This is a genomic window from Paraburkholderia sp. FW306-2-2C-D06C (assembly GCF_058781505.1).
Window position 1 is genome coordinate 47,663 of the sequence record NZ_JBYSWU010000020.1, and the last position, 21,078, is coordinate 68,740.

20 protein-coding genes are annotated in these 21,078 nt (G+C 64.6%); 17 read left to right on the top strand and 3 right to left on the bottom strand.

Going from position 1 to position 21,078, the window contains the following annotated elements:
- The first annotated feature begins 34 nt into the window (after positions 1-34).
- The 9 genes from AC3WLT_RS17165 to ftsB all read left to right on the top strand — a co-directional run bounded on the left by AC3WLT_RS17165 (position 35) and on the right by ftsB (position 11,414).
- A complete protein-coding gene (locus AC3WLT_RS17165; protein ID WP_492592893.1) occupies positions 35-1,288 on the top strand; it encodes a lipoprotein-releasing ABC transporter permease subunit in 1,254 nt (417 codons plus the stop codon).
- The gene (lolD, locus tag AC3WLT_RS17170; RefSeq protein WP_492592894.1) at positions 1,281-2,030 is read left to right on the top strand and encodes a lipoprotein-releasing ABC transporter ATP-binding protein LolD; all 750 of its coding nucleotides are present in this window, start codon (positions 1,281-1,283) and stop codon (positions 2,028-2,030) included. Before AC3WLT_RS17165 ends, lolD begins: the two co-directional genes overlap by 8 nt.
- A gap of 86 nt (positions 2,031-2,116) precedes the next feature.
- Entirely contained in the window at positions 2,117-2,905 is a 789-nt protein-coding gene (locus AC3WLT_RS17175) for a TatD family hydrolase (RefSeq protein WP_492592895.1), read from the top strand.
- 112 nt (positions 2,906-3,017) lie between these two features.
- Entirely contained in the window at positions 3,018-5,777 is a 2,760-nt protein-coding gene (locus tag AC3WLT_RS17180) for a DNA internalization-related competence protein ComEC/Rec2 (RefSeq protein ID WP_492592896.1), read from the top strand.
- A gap of 116 nt (positions 5,778-5,893) precedes the next feature.
- The gene (locus AC3WLT_RS17185) at positions 5,894-6,697 is read left to right on the top strand and encodes an alpha/beta fold hydrolase (RefSeq protein ID WP_492592897.1); all 804 of its coding nucleotides are present in this window, start codon (positions 5,894-5,896) and stop codon (positions 6,695-6,697) included.
- Positions 6,698-6,885: 188 nt separating this feature from the next.
- The gene (gene pyrG / locus AC3WLT_RS17190; protein WP_492592898.1) at positions 6,886-8,547 is read left to right on the top strand and encodes a CTP synthase; all 1,662 of its coding nucleotides are present in this window, start codon (positions 6,886-6,888) and stop codon (positions 8,545-8,547) included.
- Positions 8,544-9,398 carry a 3-deoxy-8-phosphooctulonate synthase gene (kdsA, locus tag AC3WLT_RS17195; RefSeq protein ID WP_115106944.1) on the top strand — a complete coding sequence of 285 codons (855 nt, stop codon included), beginning with the start codon at positions 8,544-8,546 and terminating at the stop codon, positions 9,396-9,398. The genes pyrG and kdsA overlap by 4 nt, the downstream gene beginning before the upstream one ends.
- 192 nt (positions 9,399-9,590) lie before the next feature.
- Positions 9,591-10,874 (top strand): phosphopyruvate hydratase, encoded by a 1,284-nt coding sequence (gene eno / locus AC3WLT_RS17200; RefSeq protein ID WP_492592899.1) that lies wholly within the window; start codon positions 9,591-9,593, stop codon positions 10,872-10,874.
- Positions 10,875-10,982: 108 nt separating this feature from the next.
- On the top strand, positions 10,983-11,414 hold the full coding sequence (gene ftsB, locus AC3WLT_RS17205) for a cell division protein FtsB (RefSeq protein WP_492592900.1): 432 nt from the start codon (positions 10,983-10,985) through the stop codon (positions 11,412-11,414).
- Between the two features lie 127 nt (positions 11,415-11,541).
- Here ftsB and AC3WLT_RS17210 read toward each other — a convergent pair whose 3' ends face one another.
- The 3 genes from AC3WLT_RS17210 to AC3WLT_RS17220 all read right to left on the bottom strand — a co-directional run bounded on the left by AC3WLT_RS17210 (position 11,542) and on the right by AC3WLT_RS17220 (position 13,658).
- The gene (locus tag AC3WLT_RS17210; RefSeq protein WP_492592901.1) at positions 11,542-11,934 is read right to left on the bottom strand and encodes a hypothetical protein; all 393 of its coding nucleotides are present in this window, start codon (positions 11,932-11,934) and stop codon (positions 11,542-11,544) included.
- 184 nt (positions 11,935-12,118) lie between these two features.
- Positions 12,119-13,069 carry an Hsp33 family molecular chaperone HslO gene (hslO, locus tag AC3WLT_RS17215; RefSeq protein ID WP_492592902.1) on the bottom strand — a complete coding sequence of 317 codons (951 nt, stop codon included), beginning with the start codon at positions 13,067-13,069 and terminating at the stop codon, positions 12,119-12,121.
- Between the two features lie 64 nt (positions 13,070-13,133).
- Positions 13,134-13,658, bottom strand: a complete 525-nt coding sequence (locus tag AC3WLT_RS17220) for a gamma carbonic anhydrase family protein (RefSeq protein ID WP_492592903.1) — start codon at positions 13,656-13,658, stop codon at positions 13,134-13,136.
- A 236-nt stretch (positions 13,659-13,894) separates the two neighbouring features.
- Here AC3WLT_RS17220 and AC3WLT_RS17225 point away from each other — a divergent pair, with 236 nt between their 5' ends.
- From AC3WLT_RS17225 to dapA, 8 genes are all read left to right on the top strand, one after another.
- Entirely contained in the window at positions 13,895-14,788 is an 894-nt protein-coding gene (locus tag AC3WLT_RS17225) for a ferritin-like domain-containing protein (protein WP_492592904.1), read from the top strand.
- Positions 14,789-14,873: 85 nt separating this feature from the next.
- A complete protein-coding gene (locus AC3WLT_RS17230; protein WP_492592905.1) occupies positions 14,874-15,758 on the top strand; it encodes an alpha/beta fold hydrolase in 885 nt (294 codons plus the stop codon).
- Positions 15,759-15,875: 117 nt separating this feature from the next.
- The gene (locus AC3WLT_RS17235) at positions 15,876-16,706 is read left to right on the top strand and encodes a 3',5'-nucleoside bisphosphate phosphatase (protein WP_492592906.1); all 831 of its coding nucleotides are present in this window, start codon (positions 15,876-15,878) and stop codon (positions 16,704-16,706) included.
- 131 nt (positions 16,707-16,837) lie between these two features.
- Positions 16,838-17,473 carry an L-threonylcarbamoyladenylate synthase gene (locus AC3WLT_RS17240; protein ID WP_492592907.1) on the top strand — a complete coding sequence of 212 codons (636 nt, stop codon included), beginning with the start codon at positions 16,838-16,840 and terminating at the stop codon, positions 17,471-17,473.
- A 47-nt stretch (positions 17,474-17,520) separates the two neighbouring features.
- Positions 17,521-18,183: a site-2 protease family protein gene (locus tag AC3WLT_RS17245; RefSeq protein ID WP_492592908.1), complete on the top strand. Its 663-nt coding sequence runs from the start codon at positions 17,521-17,523 to the stop codon at positions 18,181-18,183.
- Between the two features lie 6 nt (positions 18,184-18,189).
- Positions 18,190-19,392 (top strand): tryptophan--tRNA ligase, encoded by a 1,203-nt coding sequence (locus AC3WLT_RS17250; protein WP_492592909.1) that lies wholly within the window; start codon positions 18,190-18,192, stop codon positions 19,390-19,392.
- Between the two features lie 16 nt (positions 19,393-19,408).
- On the top strand, positions 19,409-20,020 hold the full coding sequence (locus AC3WLT_RS17255; protein ID WP_492592910.1) for a class I SAM-dependent methyltransferase: 612 nt from the start codon (positions 19,409-19,411) through the stop codon (positions 20,018-20,020).
- A gap of 43 nt (positions 20,021-20,063) precedes the next feature.
- Positions 20,064-21,002, top strand: coding sequence for a 4-hydroxy-tetrahydrodipicolinate synthase (gene dapA, locus AC3WLT_RS17260; RefSeq protein WP_492592911.1), 939 nt, complete (start codon positions 20,064-20,066; stop codon positions 21,000-21,002).
- The last annotated feature ends 76 nt before the right edge of the window (positions 21,003-21,078 follow it).

Genomic DNA, 21,078 nt, shown 5'->3' on the forward strand with positions numbered 1-21,078 from the left:
AGCACAAAGCCGAAGAACGCAGAAAAGGATTCGCTTGAAATTTCCCTACGAATGGCAGATAGGCTGGCGCTACACCCGCGCCGGCAAACGCACGACCGGCAACGGCTTCATTTCGTTCATCGCACTGGTGTCGATGTCGGGCATCGCGCTCGGCGTCGCGGCGCTGATCGTCGTGTTGTCTGTAATGAACGGCTTCCAGAAAGAGGTGCGCGACCGGATGCTGTCGGTGCTGGCGCACGTCGAAGTGTTTTCGCCGACCGGTTCGATGCCCAACTGGCAATTGACCGCGCAGGAAGCCCGCCAGAACAAGGAAGTGGTCGGCGCGGCGCCGTACGTCGAGGCGCAGGCGCTGCTCACGCGCCAGGATGCGGTGAGCGGCGTGGCGCTGCGCGGCGTCGAGCCGACGCTCGAGCCGCAGGTATCCGACATCGGCAAGGAAATGAAGGGCGGCAAGCTGACCGACCTCGTGCCGGGCGAGTTCGGCATCGTGCTCGGCGTGGACCTCGCCACCAACCTCGGCGTGACGGTCAACGACAAGATCACCCTGGTCGCGCCCGAAGGCACCATCACGCCCGCCGGCATGCTGCCGCGGCTGAAGCAGTTCACCGTGGTGGGCGTTTTCGAGTCGGGGCATTACGAATACGACAGCACGCTCGCGCTGATCAACATCAAGGACGCGCAGGCGCTGTTCCGTCTGCCCGCACCGACCGGCGTGCGCTTACGCCTGACGGACATGCAGCGGGCGCCGGAGGTCGCGCATCAACTGGCGCGTACCTTGTCGGGCGACCTGTACATCCGCGACTGGACCCAGCAGAACAAGACCTGGTTCTCGGCGGTGCAGATCGAAAAACGCATGATGTTCATCATCCTGACGCTGATCATCGCGGTGGCGGCATTCAATCTGGTTTCGTCGCTGGTGATGACGGTGACCAACAAGCAGGCCGATATCGCGATCCTGCGCACGCTCGGCGCGCAGCCCGGCTCGATCATGAAGATTTTCGTCGTGCAGGGCGTGACGATCGGCTTTATCGGCACGGCCACCGGCGTGGCGCTAGGCTGCCTGATCGCGTGGAGCATTCCGTGGCTCGTGCCGATGATCGAACATCTGCTCGGCGTGCAGTTCCTGCCGCCGTCGGTGTATTTCATCACCGAATTGCCGTCCGAACTGGTTCCCTCGGACGTCGCGCGAATCGGCCTCATCGCGTTCGTGTTGTCCGCTCTGGCGACGCTGTATCCGAGCTGGCGCGGTGCGAAGGTCCGTCCGGCGGAGGCGCTGCGCTATGAATGACCTTTCCGCTACCCTGGCCAAGCCCAATATGTCCAACGAGACGGCGCTGCATCCCTACGTGCTGGAGGCGACCGGTATTTCGAAGTCGTTCGTGCAGGGCGGCCTCAACGTGCAGGTGCTCAACAACACGCAATTGAGCGTGCGGCGCGGCGAAAAGCTGGCGATCGTCGGCGCGTCCGGTTCCGGCAAGAGCACGCTGCTGCACGTGCTCGGCGGCCTCGACGATCCGAGCGCAGGCCATGTCTCCGTGATGGGCAAGCCGTTTACGAAGCTCTCCGAGCGTGAACGCAACGATTTGCGCAATCGCGCGCTCGGTTTCGTGTATCAGTTCCACCATCTGCTGCCGGAGTTTTCGGCGCTCGACAACGTCGCGATGCCGCTGCGGATTCGCCGCATGACGACCGAAGCCGCGCGGCGCCAGGCGCTCGAGGTGCTGGAGCGCGTCGGCATGGGGCATCGGGCGAAGCATCGTCCAGGCGAGTTGTCGGGCGGCGAACGTCAGCGCGTGGCGATTGCCCGGGCGCTCGTCACCAAACCGGCCTGCGTACTGGCCGACGAACCGACCGGCAACCTCGACGGCGGCACCGCGGATACTGTATTCAACCTGATGCTCGAACTGTCGCAGACGCTCGAAACCAGTTTCGTGATCGTCACGCACGATCCTGAACTGGCCGGCCGCTGCGACCGGATCATGCGGTTGCGCGACGGCGTGCTGCACGAAGAGCCGCCGGTGCCGGTGTAATCACCGCGCAGCACCGCGCGAAGCCGAAGCTCAGGTTGAAGCCCAGGTTGAACCCCAGCGAAACCCTGCCGCTAACGAGGCGCGCCATGTGGATCGATACGCACTGCCATCTCGACGCGTCGGAATTCGACGCCGACCGCGACGCGGTCGCGGCGGCGGCGCGCCGCGCGGGGGTGGGGCGTATCGTGATTCCGGCGATCGGCCGTGAGAATTTCACCGCGGTGCGTGAGCTCGCGCACCGGACCGACGGCGGCGCGTATGCGCTCGGCATTCATCCGCTCTACACGCCGGCCGCGCAGGAGCGCGATCTCGAACTGCTGCGGATGGAAATCGAAGCGAGCCTCGACGATCCGCTGTTCGTCGGCGTCGGCGAGATCGGTCTCGATTACTTCGTGCCAGACCTCGACGCTGCGCGCCAGCAGTTCTTCTACGACGCTCAGCTGCAACTCGCTCGCGAATTCGATCTGCCGGTGATTTGCCACGTGCGCAAATCGCAGGATCAGGTGCTCAAGGGGCTGCGTCGGCACCAGATTCATCGCGGCATCGCGCACGCGTTCAACGGCAGTTTCCAGCAGGCTCAGGCGTATATCGACCAGGGCCTGCATCTGGGTTTCGGCGGCAATCTGACCTTCGAACGGGCGCGGCAAATCCGGCGTCTGGCCGAGCAATTGCCGTTCGATGCGCTGGTCGTCGAAACCGACGCACCCGACATCGCACCTTCCTGGCTGTACAGGCAGCGCAACACGCCGGATCAGATTCCGGCCATCGGCGCGGGCCTCGCGCAACTGCGCGGCATTGCCGCGGACGAAGCCGCCCTAGGCACAACGGCTAACGCGCTCGCCGCGCTGCCGCGGCTCGCGCTTTCCTCTGCATAATCAAACTTGATGGTTCAAGTGGTTCGCGTCGGGCGGAACACTCGCCCGGCGGGCCTGCGGCTACCTGCGCGGTGAGCGTTGCAGCGTCCGGCGCTGGTCGAGCGGAGGACGAATGCGGGCATGGTGGTGCGGATTTGCGTTGGGCGTGGTCGCCTTGCAGCAGCAGGCAGCATTGCCGGGGCGGGGTGCGTGGGGCGCGTTGGTTCTGGCCGCATGTGTCGCGAGCGGTGTCGCGGCGTGGGCGTTGCGCGGTGTTCATTCCGTAGAAGCGGACGACGGCTCGGCTCCCGGGGCATTTGATCTTCGTGGCCGGTTCGGCGCACTTTTCGGCGTGCTTTTAGGCGCACGTCCAGGCACAGGAATTAGCACAGGAATTAGCGCAGGAGTAAGCACGGGAATAAGCACGGGAATGAGCGCAGGTCTTTCTGCACAAATGCGCTCACGGCTCGGCTGGAGCGCGCTGTGGATTGCGGCCATTTGCGTGGGCTTCGGCTATGCGGCCTGGCGCGCGGAAACGCGGCTCGCCGTGAGCCTGCCGAGCGCCTGGGAAGGGCGCGATATCGACGTCGTCGGCAGCATCAAGGGTCTGCCGGCACGCGACGCAAAGGGCGCGCGCTTTCTGTTCGAGGTCGAATCGGCCGACGCGCCGATCGCTGCTTTTCCGCGTGTGATTCAGCTGTCGTGGATTGCTGGGGATGCGCCGCCGCCGTTGCTTGAGCCCGGCGCGCGCTGGCAATTGGCGGTGCGGCTCAAACGGCCGCATGGCAATGCGAACTTCGGCGTTCGCGATGCCGAAGCAAACCTGCTCGCGCGTAATGTGCGCGCTACCGGCTATGTCAGCGCACCCGCTGCCGCCGTGCGTTTGCCGGGCAACGCGCGCGGCGTGGGCGTCGCCTTCGATCGCTGGCGCGCCGCGCTGCGCGCGCGGATCGACACGGTGCTTGCCGAAGCGCCGCATCGCGGGATCGTGGTGGCGCTGGCGATCGGCGCGCAGGATGAAGTCAGCGCGGCGGACTGGCTGCTGATGCGCGGCACGGGCACGAGTCATCTGGTGGCGATTTCGGGGCTGCATATCGGCTTTGTCGCGGGGCTTGCGGGTTGGCTCGCCGGGGCGTGGTGGCGGCGCTCGGGATTCATCGGCCGCAATTGGCCATTGCGGTTGCCCGCGCAGATCGTCGCGGTGACGGGTGGCGCGTTGTTCGCCGGCTTGCACGCCGCGCTGGCCGGTTTCAACGTGCCGGCGCAGCGGGCGTTGTGGATGGCGGGCGTGGTCGCGCTTGCGTTTGTCAGCGGGCGCAATATCGCGCGGTCCGCCGTGCTCGCGTGGGCGTTGGGGCTCGTGCTGCTGATCGATCCCTGGGCGGTGGTGTCGGCGGGATTCTGGCTGTCGTTCTGCGCGGTGGCGGCGATTCTGTTCGCGATGTCGGGGCGGCCCCGCGTGCAGGATCACGCGCAGGATCGCGAGGAAGACAGCGAGGACGGCGAGGGCCGCGGGATTTCCCGGCTCACGCGCTGGCGCTCCGCGTTGCGCCGTCGGGTGCGCGCCTTTGTCGAACGTCTGCGCAGTGCCGCGCATGTGCAGTTCGCGGTGACGATTGCGCTCGCGCCGCTCACCGTCTACTGGTTTACGCAGATTCCGCTGATCGGCCCGCTCGCCAATGCCTTTGCGATTCCCTGGGTGAGTCTGCTGGTCACGCCGGCCGTGCTGGCCGGCGTCGCGCTGCCCGCGCCGCTCGATGGCTACGCGTTCCAGGCTGCGCACGCCTTGCTCGAACTGCTGGCCGCGGGCCTGCGGACGCTGTCAGGTCCCGCATGGACGCTCTGGCGTCTGCCGCAACCGGATGCGTGGGCGCTGGCCACGGCTGCCATCGGCGTGCTCTGGTGTCTCGCGCCGCGCGGCTGGCCGCTGCGCTGGGCCGCGCCGCTGACTTGGCTGCCGTTGCTGATGCCGGCGCCGCCCGGACCGCCGCACGGCAGCTTCCGGTTGACCGCGCTGGATGTCGGCCAGGGCACCTCGGTGCTGGTCGAGACCGCGCATCACGCACTGCTGTTCGATGCGGGGCCGGGCCCGGAATCGACGCATGCGGGCGAGCGCGTCGTCGTGCCGTTTTTGCAGGCGCACGGCGTCACGGCGCTCGATACGCTCGTCATTAGCCACTCCGATTCCGATCATGCGGGCGGCGCGCCTGCCGTGCTGGACGCGATCGAGGTGCATCAACTGCTGGCGGCATTGGCGCCGGCGAATGCGCTGTGGAGTAGAGCGCGGCAACGCGGTGTGGATACGCTGCGCTGCGCGGCGGGGCAGCGCTGGCAGTGGGACGGCGTCGAGTTCGCGATGCTCTGGCCGGATGCCGGGCCGCTGCAAGGCAAACCGAACGCGCATTGCTGTGTGTTGCGCGTGAGCACCCTGCATCCTGCCGCGAGCGCGTCGGCCGCGGGCGTTCAAACGGATGCGCCCCGCATGAGCGCCTTGCTGGCGGCGGACCTCGAAGCACCGGCCGAACGCACGCTGCTCGCGCGCGATCGCGGCGCGTTGCGAGCTCAGGTGCTGGTCGTGCCGCATCACGGCAGCAAGACCTCGTCGACCGAACCGTTCCTCGACTCTATCGACCCGCTGGTCGCACTATTTCAGGTAGGCTATCGCAACCGTTTTCATCATCCGAACGCGGGCGTGTTCGAGCGCTACAAGGCGCGGCATATCGAACTCGCGCGCAGCGACACGGACGGCGCGGTGCGGGTCGACGTTGTCCCGGGCATCAACCCGGACGTCGATTCCGGCGCCGAGCCGAACGCCGTCCCGCACCCGAATGGGGCCGCGCTCACGCTCGAGCGCTATCGCGACACGCGGCGCCGCTACTGGATGGATCGCTGACGGACTGCCGAGGGTCGTCCCGCGTCGCTGGGCGGATAGATAACAGACAGATAAGAAGCAGAAACGCGCCGCAGGGCCCGCGGCCTGCGCGCAAATTAGAACGGAGATCGCCGCAGTTGAAAAACATCATCCACTTCTCGCACGCGAACGGTTTTCCCGCATCGACGTACCGGACCATCTTCGCCGAACTCGCGGACGACTACGAACTTCGCTCCATCGAGCGTATCGGGCATGACGCGCGGTATCCGGTCACTCAGGATTGGCCGCATCTGGTCGAGCAGCTGCTCGACGATGTCAGCCGTTCTTACGAGCAGCCGGTGTGGCTGGTCGGCCATTCGCTCGGTGGATATCTATCGTTGATGGCCGCGCTGAAAAAGCCGCAATGGGTGAGGGGCGTGGTGATGCTGGATTCGCCGGTGATCGCCGGCTGGCGCAGCAGCATGTTGCGCGTGTCGCAATGGACCGGGCTCGACGAGCGGCTCTCGCCGGCGGCGGCCACGCGTACGCGCCGCACCCACTGGGCCAGCCGCGACGAGGCGTGGCGGCATTTTCATTCGAAGCCGGCGTTCGCGCGCTGGGACGAACGGATGCTGTCCGACTACATCGACTTCGGCATTCCGCAGACCTCGCCCGACGGCTCGCGGTCGCTGGCCTTCGACCGGCGCACCGAATACCAGATCTACAGGACCTTGCCGCATACGCTCGGCTCGCGCCTCGCACGCGGCGCGCCGGTGCCGGTCGGTTTCATCGCCGGCACGCATTCGAAGGAAATCCGCCAGGCCGGACTCGATGCGACCCGGCGCGCGACCGGCGGTCATGTGGAATGGATCGAAGGCAGCCATCTGTATCCGATGGAGAAGCCGCTCGAAACCGCGCGCGCGGTGCAGCGGATGTTGCGCGAACTGGAGCGGCGCGCTTGAGTTCGTGCTTGAGCTAGTTATGGCGGCGGGCGGCGGCGTGCGTCATCCGTCGGCGCAAAAAACGGTGCGTGATCCGCGCGCGGCGACTGCCGCCGTCGCGGCATGCATTCGTGCGGATGCCGCTCGGAATTTGCTGGGGCGAGCCCCTGCTTTACGGTATAATCCGTTTTTCCCGCGAGCATCCAGCGATGACCAAATATGTTTTCGTCACCGGCGGCGTAGTATCTTCCCTCGGCAAGGGTATTGCCGCCGCTTCCCTCGCCGCGATCCTCGAATCGCGCGGTCTTAAAGTCACCCTCCTCAAGCTCGATCCCTACATCAATGTCGACCCCGGCACGATGAGCCCGTTTCAACACGGCGAAGTGTTCGTGACGGAAGACGGAGCGGAGACCGACCTCGACCTCGGCCACTATGAGCGCTTCATCAGCACGAAGATGCGCAAGGCCAATAACTTCACCACAGGCCAGATCTACGAATCGGTGATCCGCAAGGAACGCCGCGGCGATTATCTCGGCAAGACGGTGCAGGTCATCCCGCACATCACGAACGAAATCCAGGCGTTCGTCGAACGCGGCGCGGCTTCCGCGACGTGCGGCGAGCCGGACGTCGCGATCGTCGAAGTGGGCGGCACGGTGGGCGACATCGAATCGCTGCCGTTCCTCGAGGCTGCGCGTCAGATGAGCCTGCGCATGGGCCGCAACAGCGCGTGCTTCGTGCACCTCACGCTGGTGCCGTGGGTCGCCACCGCCGGCGAACTCAAGACCAAGCCTACCCAGCACAGCGTTCAGAAGCTGCGTGAAATCGGCATCTCGCCGCACGTGCTGCTGTGCCGCGCCGACCGCCGTATTCCGGACGACGAACGCGCGAAGATCTCGATGTTCTCGAACGTGCCGGAAGACGCGGTAATTTCCGTGTGGGACGCCGACAGCATCTACAAGATTCCGCAGATGCTGCACGACCAGGATCTGGACGCGATCATCTGTGAAGAACTCAAGCTCACGCCAAAGCCCGCCGATCTGTCGATGTGGTCGGGCCTCGTCGAGAAGCTGCAGAATCCGAAGCACGAAGTGACGATCGGCATGGTCGGCAAGTATGTCGATCTGACCGAGTCGTACAAGTCGCTGATCGAAGCGCTGCGTCATGCGTCGATGCACACGTCCACGCGCGTGAACATCGAGTACATCGATTCGGAAGAAGTCGAGACGCAAGGCGTCGAGAGCCTCAGGCATCTGGATGCGGTCCTCGTGCCGGGCGGCTTCGGCCGTCGCGGCACCGAAGGCAAGATTGCCGCGATCCGCTATGCACGTGAAGCGAAGGTGCCGTACCTCGGCATCTGCCTCGGCATGCAGCTGGCCGTGATCGAATTCGCCCGCGACGTGGTCGGCCTGAAGGACGCGAACAGCACCGAGTTCGATCAGGAAACCGAAAACCGCGTGGTCGCGCTGATCACCGAGTGGTACGACCGTGAAGGCCGTGTCGAGAAGCGCACTGAAGAATCGGATCTGGGCGGCACGATGCGCCTCGGTTCGCAACGTTGCCCGATCAAGCCCGGCACGATGGCCGAAGAGATCTACGGCAAGGATGTGAACGAGCGCCACCGTCACCGTTATGAAGTCAATAACCGCTTCGTGCCCCAGCTCGAAGCCGGCGGCCTTATCATCAGCGCCCGTACCCCGAGTGAAGATCTGCCGGAGATGATGGAATTGCCGCGCAGCATGCACCCGTGGTTCGTCGGCGTGCAGTTCCACCCGGAATTCACGTCCACGCCGCGTGACGGCCATCCGCTGTTCAAGTCGTTCGTCGAAGCGGCGCTCGCGCATCAGCAGTCGCGCGTCGAGGAGAAAGCATGAAACTGGGCGATTTCGAAATCGGGCTCGACAAGCCGTTTTTCCTGATCGCCGGCACCTGTGTCGTCGAATCCGAACAGATGACGATCGACACGGCGGGCCGCCTGAAGGAAATTTGCGCGAAGCTGAACATTCCGTTCATCTACAAATCGTCGTACGACAAGGCCAATCGCAGCAGCGGCAAGTCGTTCCGCGGTCTGGGCATGGACGAAGGTTTGCGCATCCTGTCGGAAGTGAAGCGCCAGCTCGGTCTGCCGGTGCTGACCGATGTTCACTCGGAGCACGAGATCGAGCAGGTTGCGTCGGTGGTCGACGTGCTTCAAACGCCGGCGTTTCTGTGCCGTCAAACCGACTTCATCCATGCTTGCGCGCGTTCGGGCAAACCGGTCAACATCAAGAAAGGCCAGTTTCTCGCGCCGCACGACATGAAGAACGTGATCGACAAGGCGCGCGATGCCGCGCGTGAAGCGGGCCTGTCGGAAGACCGCTTCATGGCGTGCGAACGCGGCGTGTCATTCGGCTATAACAATCTCGTGTCGGACATGCGGTCGCTTGCGATCATGCGCGAAACCAACGCGCCGGTCGTGTTCGACGCGACCCACTCGGTGCAGTTGCCGGGCGGGCAGGGCACGAGCTCGGGCGGTCAGCGTGAATTCGTGCCGGTGCTGGCACGCGCGGCCGTGGCAACGGGCGTGGCGGGTCTCTTCATGGAAACCCATCCGAAGCCCGCGGAAGCGAAATCGGACGGCCCGAATGCGGTGCCTTTGCATCGCATGGCCGATCTGCTCGAAACGCTGGTCACGCTCGATCAGGCCGTCAAGCGCGCGCCGTTCCTCGAAAGCGATTTCAACTGATTCAGGCGTTCGCGGCGTGTCACGGTTGGCCGGGCCACGGTTGGCTTGCATAATCGGCACAGTCGACAACACGCGGCGGATGCACGCAATGGTCGTCGAACGCATTGGCGCGAAAGTTGTCTGCTGGGGAGACCAGCATGCGTCCGGTGCAGTGTCACAGTAAAGAATTCAACGTCATTTCTTGAGGAAACCATGAGTGCTATCGTAGATATCATCGGTCGAGAGATTCTCGATTCGCGAGGCAACCCCACCGTCGAATGCGACGTGCTGCTCGAGTCGGGCACGATGGGCCGCGCCGCGGTGCCGTCGGGCGCGTCGACGGGCTCGCGCGAAGCGATCGAACTGCGCGACGGCGAAACCGGCCGTTACGGCGGCAAGGGCGTGCTGAAGGCCGTCGAGCACATCAACACCGAAATCTCCGAAGCGATCATGGGCCTCGACGCTTCCGAGCAGGCTTTCCTCGACAAGACCCTGCTGGAACTCGACGGCACGGACAACAAGTCGCGCCTCGGCGCGAACGCGATGCTGGCTGTTTCGATGGCCGTCGCCAAGGCTGCCGCTGAAGAAGCCGGCCTGCCGCTGTACCGCTACTTCGGCGGCTCGGGCGCCATGCAACTGCCGGTGCCGATGATGAACATCGTCAACGGCGGCGCGCACGCGAACAACAGCCTGGACATCCAGGAATTCATGATCGTGCCGGTGAGCCAGCCGACCTTCCGCGAAGCACTGCGCTGTGGCGCCGAAGTGTTCCACGCGCTGAAGAAGATCCTGTCGGACCGCGGCATGAGCACGGCAGTCGGCGATGAAGGCGGCTTCGCGCCGAACTTCGGCAGCAACGACGAATGCCTGTCGACCATCCTGCAGGCTATCGAGAAAGCCGGCTACCGCGCCGGTGAAGACGTGCTGCTTGCGCTCGACTGCGCAGCGAGCGAGTTCTATCACGACGGCAAGTACCAGCTGGCCGGTGAAGGCTTGCAACTGTCGTCGGCGGAATTCACCGACTACCTCGCCACGCTCGCGGACAAGTTCCCGATCGTGTCGATCGAAGACGGTATGCACGAAAGCGACTGGGCGGGCTGGAAGCTGCTGACCGACAAGCTCGGCAAGAAGATCCAGCTGGTGGGCGACGACCTGTTCGTGACCAACACGCGCATCCTGAAGGAAGGTATCGAGAAGGGCATCGCCAACTCGATCCTCATCAAGATCAACCAGATCGGCACGTTGACGGAAACCTTCGCTGCGATCGAAATGGCCAAGCGCGCCGGCTACACGGCCGTGATCTCGCACCGCTCGGGCGAAACGGAAGATTCGACGATCGCGGACATCGCGGTCGGCCTGAACGCCGGCCAGATCAAGACGGGTTCGCTGTCGCGTTCGGATCGCATCTCGAAGTACAACCAGTTGCTGCGTATCGAAGAAGATCTCGGCGATATCGCCAGCTACCCGGGCAAGTCGGCGTTCTACAATCTGCGCTAATCGGCGTGTTTGCTAGCGCTGACCGATGAGCGGGTTCACCTTCGTTTCTGATTGACCACGCCGCCCTGCGTATAGCGCAGGGCGGCGTGTATTTATTGTGCTTACTTCATGCGGCTTGTCACTGCTGTCCTGATCGTTTTGCTGGCGCTGATCCAGTACCCACTCTGGTGGGGGCACGGCGGCTGGTTACGCGTGCACGAGTTGCAGCAGCAGCTGGCGCAGCAACAACAGCAGAACGCGGATGCAAAGCTGCGCAACGAGCGCATCCAGGGCGAGGTGCAGGACTTGCAGAACGGCACGGCCGCCGTCGAAGAGCGTGCGCGCTACGAAATGGGCATGGTGAAAGACGGCGAAGTGTTCGTGCAGTTCGTGTCGCCGAACGCGCCGTTGCCCACTGCGAATACGCCTTCGGTCACCACCTCGACTCGTGGCGAGATGTCGGCCGCGCCGCTTCATGTGGTGCCGAATCCGGAGTCGCGTGCGAAGCCGGATCGCAAGCACGGCGGTAAGGTGGTGAAAGAGAAGAAAGCGACGCACTAAGCGTTGCCACGTCAATCGGGTTCAGGGTGCCGGAAACAACAAAGGCGCGGTGAAAACCGCGCCTTTGTCGTTTCCAGACTGTCAGGCCGGCGTGTCTCTCCGTCTCCCCGCCGGTGCGCGCTTCGCGTTACCAGCCCCAGTACGGTCCGTAACCGACGCCGACACCGGTGCCCCAGCCGTGTCCCCAACCGCCGCCGTAATAACTGCCGTACATGCTGACGGGCGGCGCGTAATAACGCGACCACACCTGCGCGGCATTTTCGGCGGCAATCGCCTGATTCTGTTCGGACAGCACCTGCCGATCGATCGCGTCGTAGCGCTGGCGCTCTTCGGGTGTCAGCGGGCGGGCCGTGCTGGCTATGCCCGACTGATCGGCCGGCAGGCGGCTGTAAATCGGCGACGGGCCCGGCGGGTCCATGACGCAGCCGGTCAGCGCAGCGCTGCCCGCGAGGACGGACAGCATGATTAACGTGCGCGCGTCATGCTTCAGGTCACACATCAACGAAGTAGGGATGTTCATTTTCGATCTCCATCGGTCGGACGCCTAAGCAAAACATGCGCAGTGCACACCGCCAATGATCCAACGCAATGATCAAAGATACCGCGCCGCCCGGCCCCTGAAAAGGCAGCGGGCGGCGCGGTATTTTACTGCCGTAATACGGGTATCGCAGGTGGACGCCGCCAAGCCGCGTATCGCCGCCGGGTCAATGCCGCCGCTCGGCAGCCGGCGTCACTCCTTCTGAGAGCGCCTTGGCGACAAAAAGTTGCGCCACGTCGACCGGGTCGAATTCATACCGCTGGTTACAGTATTCGCAATGGATCTCGACGTGGCCGCGTTCTTCGATCACGCCATCCACTTCGTCACGGCCCAGCATCTTCAGCATGGCGCCGACTTTTTCACGCGAGCACGTGCATTCGAAGCGCGCCGTGGCCGGTTCGAAATGCTGGACGTTTTCCTGCCAGAAGAGGCGCCGGAACACCGTTTCGGGCTCTTCCTTCAGCAGTTCGTCTTGCGACAGGGTGCCGCCGAGCGTGCAGACACGCTCCCACGTATCCGCGTCCAGATCGCCCGGATGCGGGACGATGCCGCCGTCGCCGGGCAGTTTTTGCAGCAGCATGCCCACTGCGCGCTCGGTGTTCGCCGCGAGCCACAAACGCGTGTCGAGCTGCTCCGAGTGGTGCATGTAGTGCTCGAGCACTTCGGCCATCGATTTGAGCGGGCCATCCTCGCCCGACAGCGGCACGATACTTTGATATGGCTGCTGGCCGGGCTTCTTGTCGCGCGGATCGAGCGTGATCACGCAGCGGCCGTGACCGCTCGCGTTCACCAGTTCGATCATGGTGACATCGTCGCCGATCGTATTGCCGGCTTCGCCGGACAGCTTGGCGGTCGCTCGCATCGACAGGTCGGAGCTGCACTGCACCACCAGCATTTTGGCCGGGCCGTCGCCGAAAATCTGCATGATGAGCGTGCCGTCGAACTTGAGATTCGCCGACAGCAGCGCGCACGCCGCCATCATCTCGCCGAGAATCGTGCGCACCGGCGCCGGGTAATCGCGGCGCGTCAGCACTTCCTGCCAGGTATTGCGCAGCGAAACGATCTCGCCGCGCACCGGCGCCGCGCTGAACATGAATTTTTGCAACTGGTCGTTCACAACTTTTCCTCGATCGAATGGCGCAGCCTGATGCCGCGCCTCGCGCGCCGCGCGCTACGGCTGGTTAGCCGATGCGCACGAGCTGCGCCTTGAAATAGTCGCGGCGTTCGGCGTAGCTCGCCGTGCCGCGCTGCATGTTGGCGATGTCCGTCTCGGTCAGTTCGCGCACGACTTTGGCGGGCGCGCCGAGAATCAGCGAATTGTCGGGAAACACTTTGCCTTCCGTGACGATGGCGCCCGCTCCGACCAGACAGTTGCGGCCGATTACCGCACCATTCAAGACCACCGCCTGAATTCCGATCAGCGAGCCTTCCTTGATGGTGCAGCCGTGCAGCATGACCTGGTGGCCGATCGTCACGTTCGGCTCGACCGTCAGCGGGAAGCCGGGGTCGGTGTGCAGCACGGCGTTTTCCTGCACGTTGCTGCCGGCGCCGATGGTGATCGGCTCGTTGTCGCCGCGAATCGTCGCGCCGAACCAGACGCTCGAATTTTCCTCGAGCGTCACGTTGCCGATGATGTTCGCCGAATCCGCGACGAACACGCTTTCATGGATGGTCGGGGCTGCTTCGCCAAGCTTGTAGATTGTCACGGTGTCTCCTGTTGGTCGGTCGCGGCGCGGGCCGGCCGGCGCAGGGGCCGCCGGAAACGTCCGATCGGGACCGGTTGGCCTGCCGCCGGGCCAGCACAATGGGCGCGCGCGATAGTCGAATCGAGTATTGTAAACGCTTGTGTGGTTGGGCCGCCCGGCGTTGCCGCCGGCCTGTCCGACGCGCTGCCTCGCCCTTTACCACAAGCTTTGCCGTTCCAATTGCCGATCTGGTTGCCATGATTTCCGCAGCTCCGTCTGTTCCATCCGCTTCCTTTGCTCCATCCCTGTCGAACTGTGCGCGGAACTGCGCGCGCACCGGCGCGCTTGCCGCGTTGCGCGAAATCGACCCGGCGAGCAAGGCCGCCGCGGCTCGCGCGCTATATGCAGCCGTGCTCGACGGCAGCCAGGCATGCGCCGAAGACCTCCAGCTCGACGAGCCTTCCGGGCTGCCGGGCCGTCCCGCGCGGCCCGAACTGGTCGAGCCGCGCAAGCTCGGGCGGCGCAGCATGCAATCGCCGCAAGGGCGGGCCGTCTTGCTGCACGCGCTTGCGCACATCGAATTCAACGCAATCAACCTTGCGCTGGACGCCGTCTGGCGCTTTGCCGGCATGCCCGCCGCGTTCTACGTCGACTGGCTCAAAGTGGCGGCCGAAGAGGCCCGTCATTTCTCGCTGCTGGTCGCGCGGCTCGCGGAATTCGGCCACGCCTACGGCGACTTCCCGGCGCACGACGGTCTGTGGGACATGTGCGAACGCACCCGCGGCGACGTGCTCGCGCGCATGGCGCTGGTGCCGCGCACACTGGAAGCGCGCGGCCTCGACGCCTCGCCGCCGATCCGCGCCCGCCTGCAACAGGCCGGCGACCACGCGTCGGCGGCGATTCTCGACGTGATCCTGCGCGATGAAATCGGCCACGTGCTGATCGGCAATCGCTGGTTCCGCTATCTGTGCGAGCAGGCCGGCCTCGATCCGCACGTCACCTATGCGCGCCTTGCCGCCCAGTATCACGCACCGAAATTACGCGGTCCGTTCAATTTCGAAGCGCGCCGCGACGCTGGTTTCGACGAAGCCGAGCTCGCCGAACTGGTCGCTCTGGCCGGTCTGGACCGGGCGCAGTCCGGCGCGGACTGAGGCGTTCTTCCAGATATCATCCAAGCGCGGCGTCCGGCTATCTCGTTATAATCGAACGACCATTCTTTTTTTGGGCGCGTCGTTCATGAATACCTGTCAGTCTGAGTTCATCGCCGTGCGCGGCATCCGTTTGCACGTGCGGCGCTGGGGCAATCCGGATGCGCCGAAGCTGTTCATGCTGCACGGCTGGATGGACGTGGCGGCGTCGTTCCAGTTCGTCGTCGATGCATTGGGCGGCGACTGGCAGGTGATCGCGCCTGATATGCGCGGTTTCGGCCTGTCCGACTGGCCGGTGGCCGAGCGCGGCGGCGGCAACTATTGGATTCCGGACTATCTCGGCGATCTCGACGCGCTGCTCGATCACTACGCGCCGACCGGCGAAGTCAATCTGGTCGGCCACAGCATGGGCGCGAACATCGTCTGCCTGTATGCGGGCGTGCGGCCGGAGCGGGTGCGGCGCGTGGTCGACCTGGAGGGCTTCGGTCTCGCGCCGTCGCACTCGGCGCAAGCGCCCAGGCGCCTGCGCAACTGGCTCGACGAATTGCGCGATCCGCCGCAACTGAAGCGCTACGCGTCGCTCGACGAGGTCGCCGGCCGTCTGATCAAGACCAATCCGCGGCTCGCGCCGCAGCGCGCGCAGTTCCTTGCCCAGCATTGGTCCAAGCCGGATGGAGAAGGGCGCTTCATGCTGCTCGCCGATCCGGCGCACAAGCTGCGCGGGCCGACGCTGTACCGGCTCGACGAAGTGATGGCCGTGTGGCGCAAAGTGAGCGCGAAGGTGCTGCACGTCGAGGCGGTCAACTCGCCGACGCTCGCGCAGATCGCCGGCGAAATCCCGCTCGACGAATTCAAGGCGCGCTTTCAGGCGTTTCCGAACTGGCGCGAGAAAATCATCGACGAAGCGGGGCACATGGTGCACCACGACCAGCCGGAGCAGATCGCCGCCTTGATCGAAGGGTTTTGCGCGTAATTTCTTTACAAAAACTTTTTACAAAAACTTCAGCGAATCAGGTCGGCTGCGAGAGATAGCTCTGCGTCCGCTTACTGCGTTGCAGTAAAATGGCCGCAGAACCTTTTCAAGACACAGATGAACGCTGACCTCCACTGCCACTCCACCGTCTCCGACGGCCAGTTCGCACCGGCCGATGTCGCGCGCCGCGCGCACGCGGGCGGCGTGACGCTGTGGGCATTGACCGACCACGACGAACTCGGCGGCCAGCACGAGGCGCGCAGCACGGCTGAAGCGCTCGGCATGGGCTATCTGAGCGGCGTGGAGATTTCGGTGACGTGGGCTTCGCGCACGGTGCACATCGTCGGCCTCGGTATCGATCCAACCAATGCGGCGTTGATCGACGGCCTCGCGCGCACGCGCGACGGCCGCGCCGCGCGTGCGGAAGCGATCGGCGAGCAGCTCGCCACGCTCGGCATTCCGGATGCCTACGAGGGCGCGCTGAAGTACGTCTCCAACCCGGACATGATTTCGCGCACGCACTTCGCGCGCTTCATGGTCGAAAGCGGGTATGCGAGCTCCACGCAAGACGTGTTCACCCGCTATCTCGGCGACGGCAAGCCCGGCTACGTGCCGCATCGCTGGGCCAAACTGGCTGACGCGGTCGGCTGGATCCGGACAGCCGGCGGCGAGGCGATCATCGCGCATCCGGGCCGTTATGCGTACACGCCGGTCGAATTCGACGCGTTTTTCGCCGAATTCATCGATCTGGGCGGCAAGGCGATCGAAGTGGTGACGGGCAGCCACACGCCGGATCAATATCGCGAATACGCGGACGTCGCGCGCCGGTTCGGCTTCGAGGCGTCACGCGGTTCGGATTTTCACGCGCCCGGCGAGGGCCGCATCGAACTCGGCACGCTGCCGCCGCTGCCCTCCGATCTCAAGCCCGTCTGGGAACGCTGGCTGTGACCGCGCGCCGTGCCACGGCGGCACGACACGTGAAGCAGCCGTCATCCCGAGCGCGTGCGCCCGTCCGATTCCTCCGCTGTAGCGACCCGCTGTAGCGACCCGCTGTAACGACCGTTAGTCAGCTAGTCATCATGTCCCAATACTTTCGGCTTCATCCGGACAATCCGCAGCCGCGCCTCGTCAAGCAGGCCGCGCAGATCATCAACGACGGCGGCGTCGTCGCGTTGCCGACCGATTCGAGCTACGCGCTCGCCTGTCATCTCGACGACAAGGACGCGGTCGAGCGTCTGCGGCGGATTCGCGGTCTCGACGAGAAGCAATTGCTGTCGCTGCTGGTGCGCGACCTGTCGGAGCTGGCGAACTTCGCGATGGTGGATAACCACCAGTACCGGCTGATCAGGTCGGTGACGCCAGGGCCTTACGTATTCGTGCTGCAGGCCACCAAGGAAGTGCCGCGGCGCCTGTCGCATCCATCGCGCAAGACGATCGGGCTGCGGGTGCCGGATCACGCGATCACCCTCGCGATTCTCGAAGAACTCGGCCAGCCGCTGCTCGGCTCGACGCTGATCATGCCGGGCGAAACGCAGCCGCTGAACGACCCGGAAGAAATCCGCGCACGCCTGGAAAAGCAGCTCGATCTGGTGATCGACGGCGGCGCGTGCGTGTGCGAGCCATCCACCGTGATCGATCTGACCGGCCCCGAGCCGGTGCTGGTGCGGGCAGGGCGCGGCTCTCTCGCGCCGTTCGGTCTCGAAGAGACTGCTTAAGCGAAAGCGGACAGACGCACGCCATCGCGTTGTTACAATAACGAGTTATGGATTCTTCATTAATACAGACCATTGCGGTATACGCGTTGCCGGTGATTTTCGCGATCACGCTGCACGAAGCCGCGCATGGCTACGTTGCGCGCTGGCTCGGCGACAATACCGCGTACGTGCTTGGCCGCGTCTCCCTCAATCCGATGCGGCATATCGATCCGCTTGGCACGATCGCGATTCCCTTGCTGCTGTACTTTGCGACCGGCGGCGCGTTCATGTTCGGTTACGCGAAGCCCGTGCCGGTCGCCTTCGGCAATCTGCGCAATCCGCGCTGGGGCAGTCTGTGGGTTGCGGCGGCCGGACCGCTGTGCAATTTCGTGCAGGCGCTGGTGTGGGGTCTGTTCGGCGTCGCGCTCGCTGTGCTGAGCGTCGACGAACCGTTCCTCACGCGCATGGCCGCGGCCGGTGTCGGCGTGAACCTCGTGCTCGGCGTGCTCAACCTGTTTCCGTTGCCGCCGCTCGACGGCGGCCGCGTGCTGATGGCGCTGTTGCCGCCGCGGCAATCGATCGCGCTGTCGCGCCTCGAACCGTACGGGTTTTTCATCGTGATGGCGCTGGTGATGACGGGCACGCTGACGCGTTATTGGCTGAGCCCGCTCGTTACGCTCGGCTACGCTGCGATCACCGCAATTCTGACTCCACTTGTTTCGCTTTTCTAAATAACCATGTTCCCAGACCGTATCTTCTCCGGCATGCGGCCCACCGGGTCGCTGCACCTCGGCCACTACCACGGCGTGCTGAAAAACTGGGTGCGGCTGCAGTCCGAATACCCGTGTTTCTTCTGCGTGGTCGATTGGCACGCGCTGACGACGCACTATGAAACGCCCGAAGTGATCGAAAAGAACGTGTGGGACGTGCTGATCGACTGGCTCGCCTCCGGCATCGATCCGGCGCAGGCTACGCTGTTCATCCAGAGCAAGGTGCCCGAGCATGCTGAACTGGCGTTGCTGCTCGGCATGAGCACCCCGCTCGGCTGGCTCGAACGCGTGCCGACCTACAAGGAGCAGATGGAGAAGCTGAAGGACAGGGATCTGTCCACCTACGGCTTCCTCGGCTATCCGGTGCTGATGGCGGCGGACATTCTGCTGTATCGCGGCTCGCTCGTGCCGGTCGGCGAAGACCAGGTGCCGCACGTCGAAATGACGCGTGAAATCGCGCGCCGTTTCAACTATTTGTACGGCCGCGAGCCAGGCTTCGAAGAAAAGGCCAATGAAGCGGCGAAGAAGCTCGGCGGCAAGCGCGCCAAGCTCTATCACGAACTGCGCAACGCCTATCAGCAGGAGGGCGACGACGAAGCGCTCGAACAGGCGCGCGCGATGCTGCAGGAGTCGCAAAGCCTGTCGATGAACGATCGCGAGCGCCTGTTCGGCTACCTCGAAGGTTCGCGCAAGATCATTCTGGTCGAGCCGCAGGCTATGCTGACGGAGGCGTCGCGCATGCCGGGCCTCGATGGCCAGAAGATGTCGAAGTCGTACGGCAATACGATCGGCCTGCGCGAAGACGCGGAAACGATCACGAAGAAGGTCCGCACCATGCCGACCGACCCCGCGCGCGTGCGCCGCACCGACCCGGGCGATCCGGACAAGTGCCCGGTGTGGCAGCTGCATCAGGTCTACACGGACGAAGCCACGCACGAATGGGTGCAGAAGGGCTGCCGCTCGGCTGGGATCGGCTGCCTCGAGTGCAAGCAGCCGGTGATCGAAGGCATCCTGCGCGAACAGCAGCCGATGCTCGAGCGCGCGCAGAAGTACATGGACGATCCGTCGCTGTTGCGCGCGATCGTTGCCGACGGCTGCGACAAAGCCCGCAAGTTCGCCACGGAAACGATGCGCGACGTGCGCGAGGCGATGGGCCTGTCGTATAACTGATGCGCACGTCTGCGTGATGAGCACTCGCGTCGCCGCGCCGCACACTGCATCGCACGGAAACGGCGAACCGTCGCGCTGGGTGTGCCATTGGGCGCATCTGGTCGCGGCGGGCGGCGCGGTGCTCGACGTCGCGTCGGGAGCGGGGCGGCATGCGCGGTTTTTCGCGTCGCTGGGTCATCCGGTAACCGCCCTCGACCGCGACGCGGCCGCGCTCGACACGATGCGCGACGAGCCGCTCATTACCACACTCGCGGCGGATATCGAAGGCGCCGCGTGGCCCTTGCCCGACAGTGCGAAATTCGCCGCGGTCGTGGTCACGAACTACCTGCATCGGCCACTTTTCCCGCAGCTTTTACGCTCGCTCGCGCCGGGCGGCGTACTGGTTTACGAGACCTTTGCGCAAGGCAACGAAAGGGTCGGCAAACCGTCTAATCCGGCGTTTTTGCTCGCACCCGGCGAGTTGCTCGACGTGGTGCGCGGCCACCTTCGCGTGGTCGCTTTTCAGGACGGTTTTCTCGCGCAGCCGCGCCCGGCTTACGTCCAGCGGATCTGCGCAATTCTGGGGGCGGAGCGCTCAGCCGACCTTGCAGAGGCGGCACTGCCGCCTTGTTACGAGTTGGCTGGCTAATCCGCTACAATCGCGGTTTACCTGATCAAATTCATGGCGTTTCATGACTAACGGCAACCAAAGCGGCAACCAAAGCGGCAATCACGGCAGCACTGGCGGCGTTCAGATTCGCGGCAGCATTCCTGCCATCATCACCCCGATGCTTGAAGACGGCAGCCTCGATCTGCCGGCGTTTCGCAAACTGATCGACTGGCACATCGCAGAGGGCACGAACGCGCTGGTCGTGGTCGGCACGAGCGGCGAATCGGCCACGTTGTCGGTCGAAGAACACGTGCTGATGGTCAAGACCGCGGTCGAGCACACGGCGGGCCGGATTCCGGTGATCGCGGGCTCGGGCGGCAACTCCACCACCGAAGCGATCGAGCTCACGAAGCAGGCCAAAGAGGTCGGTGCGGACGCCACGCTGCAGGTCGTGCCGTATTACAACAAGCCGACTCAGGAAGGCATCTATCGCCACTTCGCGAAGATCGCCGAAACCGTCGATCTGCCGGTGATCCTGTACAACGTGCCGGGCCGCACCGTCGCGGACATGAGCAACGAAACCATTCTGCGTTGCGCGCAGGTGCCGGGCATCGTCGGCGTGAAGGAAGCCACCGGCAACATCGACCGCGCTGCGCATCTGATCAAGTCGGCGCCCGCGCATTTCGGCATCTACAGCGGCGACGATCCGACCGCGATCGCGCTGATGCTGCTCGGTGGTCACGGCAACATTTCGGTCACTGCGAACGTCGCGCCGCGTGCCATGAGCGAGCTGTGCAAGGCGGCGCTCGCCGCGGACGCCAGGACCGCGCGTGAGATTCACCTGAAACTCCTGTCGCTGCATAAGAACCTGTTCATCGAATCGAACCCGATTCCGGTGAAATGGGCGTTGCAGCAACTCGGTCGTGTGCAGGGCGGGATCCGCCTGCCGCTCACGCCGCTCGACGCGCAGTACCACGAAGTGGTGCGCGCCGCGCTGCGCGAAGCGGGCCTGTTGGGCTAAGCGGACTCAGAGCCGCAGCGCCCGCCAGCGCCAACCCGAGAAAGACTGCCCACCGGCATTCCCTTAACCGACGTCG

Excerpts from the sequence above, each read along its gene's own strand:
- AC3WLT_RS17230 (WP_492592905.1), top strand. The coding sequence starts at position 14,874 with ATGAATACCTGTCAGTCTGAGTTCATCGCCGTGCGCGGCATCCGTTTG.
- kdsA (WP_115106944.1), top strand. The coding sequence starts at position 8,544 with ATGAAACTGGGCGATTTCGAAATCGGGCTCGACAAGCCGTTTTTCCTG.
- AC3WLT_RS17175 (WP_492592895.1), top strand. The coding sequence starts at position 2,117 with ATGTGGATCGATACGCACTGCCATCTCGACGCGTCGGAATTCGACGCC.
- AC3WLT_RS17255 (WP_492592910.1), top strand. The coding sequence starts at position 19,409 with ATGAGCACTCGCGTCGCCGCGCCGCACACTGCATCGCACGGAAACGGC.
- AC3WLT_RS17240 (WP_492592907.1), top strand. The coding sequence starts at position 16,838 with ATGTCCCAATACTTTCGGCTTCATCCGGACAATCCGCAGCCGCGCCTC.
- AC3WLT_RS17180 (WP_492592896.1), top strand. The coding sequence starts at position 3,018 with ATGCGGGCATGGTGGTGCGGATTTGCGTTGGGCGTGGTCGCCTTGCAG.
- dapA (WP_492592911.1), top strand. The coding sequence starts at position 20,064 with ATGACTAACGGCAACCAAAGCGGCAACCAAAGCGGCAATCACGGCAGC.
- AC3WLT_RS17225 (WP_492592904.1), top strand. The coding sequence starts at position 13,895 with ATGATTTCCGCAGCTCCGTCTGTTCCATCCGCTTCCTTTGCTCCATCC.
- ftsB (WP_492592900.1), top strand. The coding sequence starts at position 10,983 with ATGCGGCTTGTCACTGCTGTCCTGATCGTTTTGCTGGCGCTGATCCAG.
- pyrG (WP_492592898.1), top strand. The coding sequence starts at position 6,886 with ATGACCAAATATGTTTTCGTCACCGGCGGCGTAGTATCTTCCCTCGGC.
- AC3WLT_RS17235 (WP_492592906.1), top strand. The coding sequence starts at position 15,876 with ATGAACGCTGACCTCCACTGCCACTCCACCGTCTCCGACGGCCAGTTC.
- AC3WLT_RS17210 (WP_492592901.1), bottom strand. The coding sequence starts at position 11,934 with ATGAACATCCCTACTTCGTTGATGTGTGACCTGAAGCATGACGCGCGC.
- AC3WLT_RS17250 (WP_492592909.1), top strand. The coding sequence starts at position 18,190 with ATGTTCCCAGACCGTATCTTCTCCGGCATGCGGCCCACCGGGTCGCTG.
- eno (WP_492592899.1), top strand. The coding sequence starts at position 9,591 with ATGAGTGCTATCGTAGATATCATCGGTCGAGAGATTCTCGATTCGCGA.
- lolD (WP_492592894.1), top strand. The coding sequence starts at position 1,281 with ATGAATGACCTTTCCGCTACCCTGGCCAAGCCCAATATGTCCAACGAG.
- AC3WLT_RS17245 (WP_492592908.1), top strand. The coding sequence starts at position 17,521 with ATGGATTCTTCATTAATACAGACCATTGCGGTATACGCGTTGCCGGTG.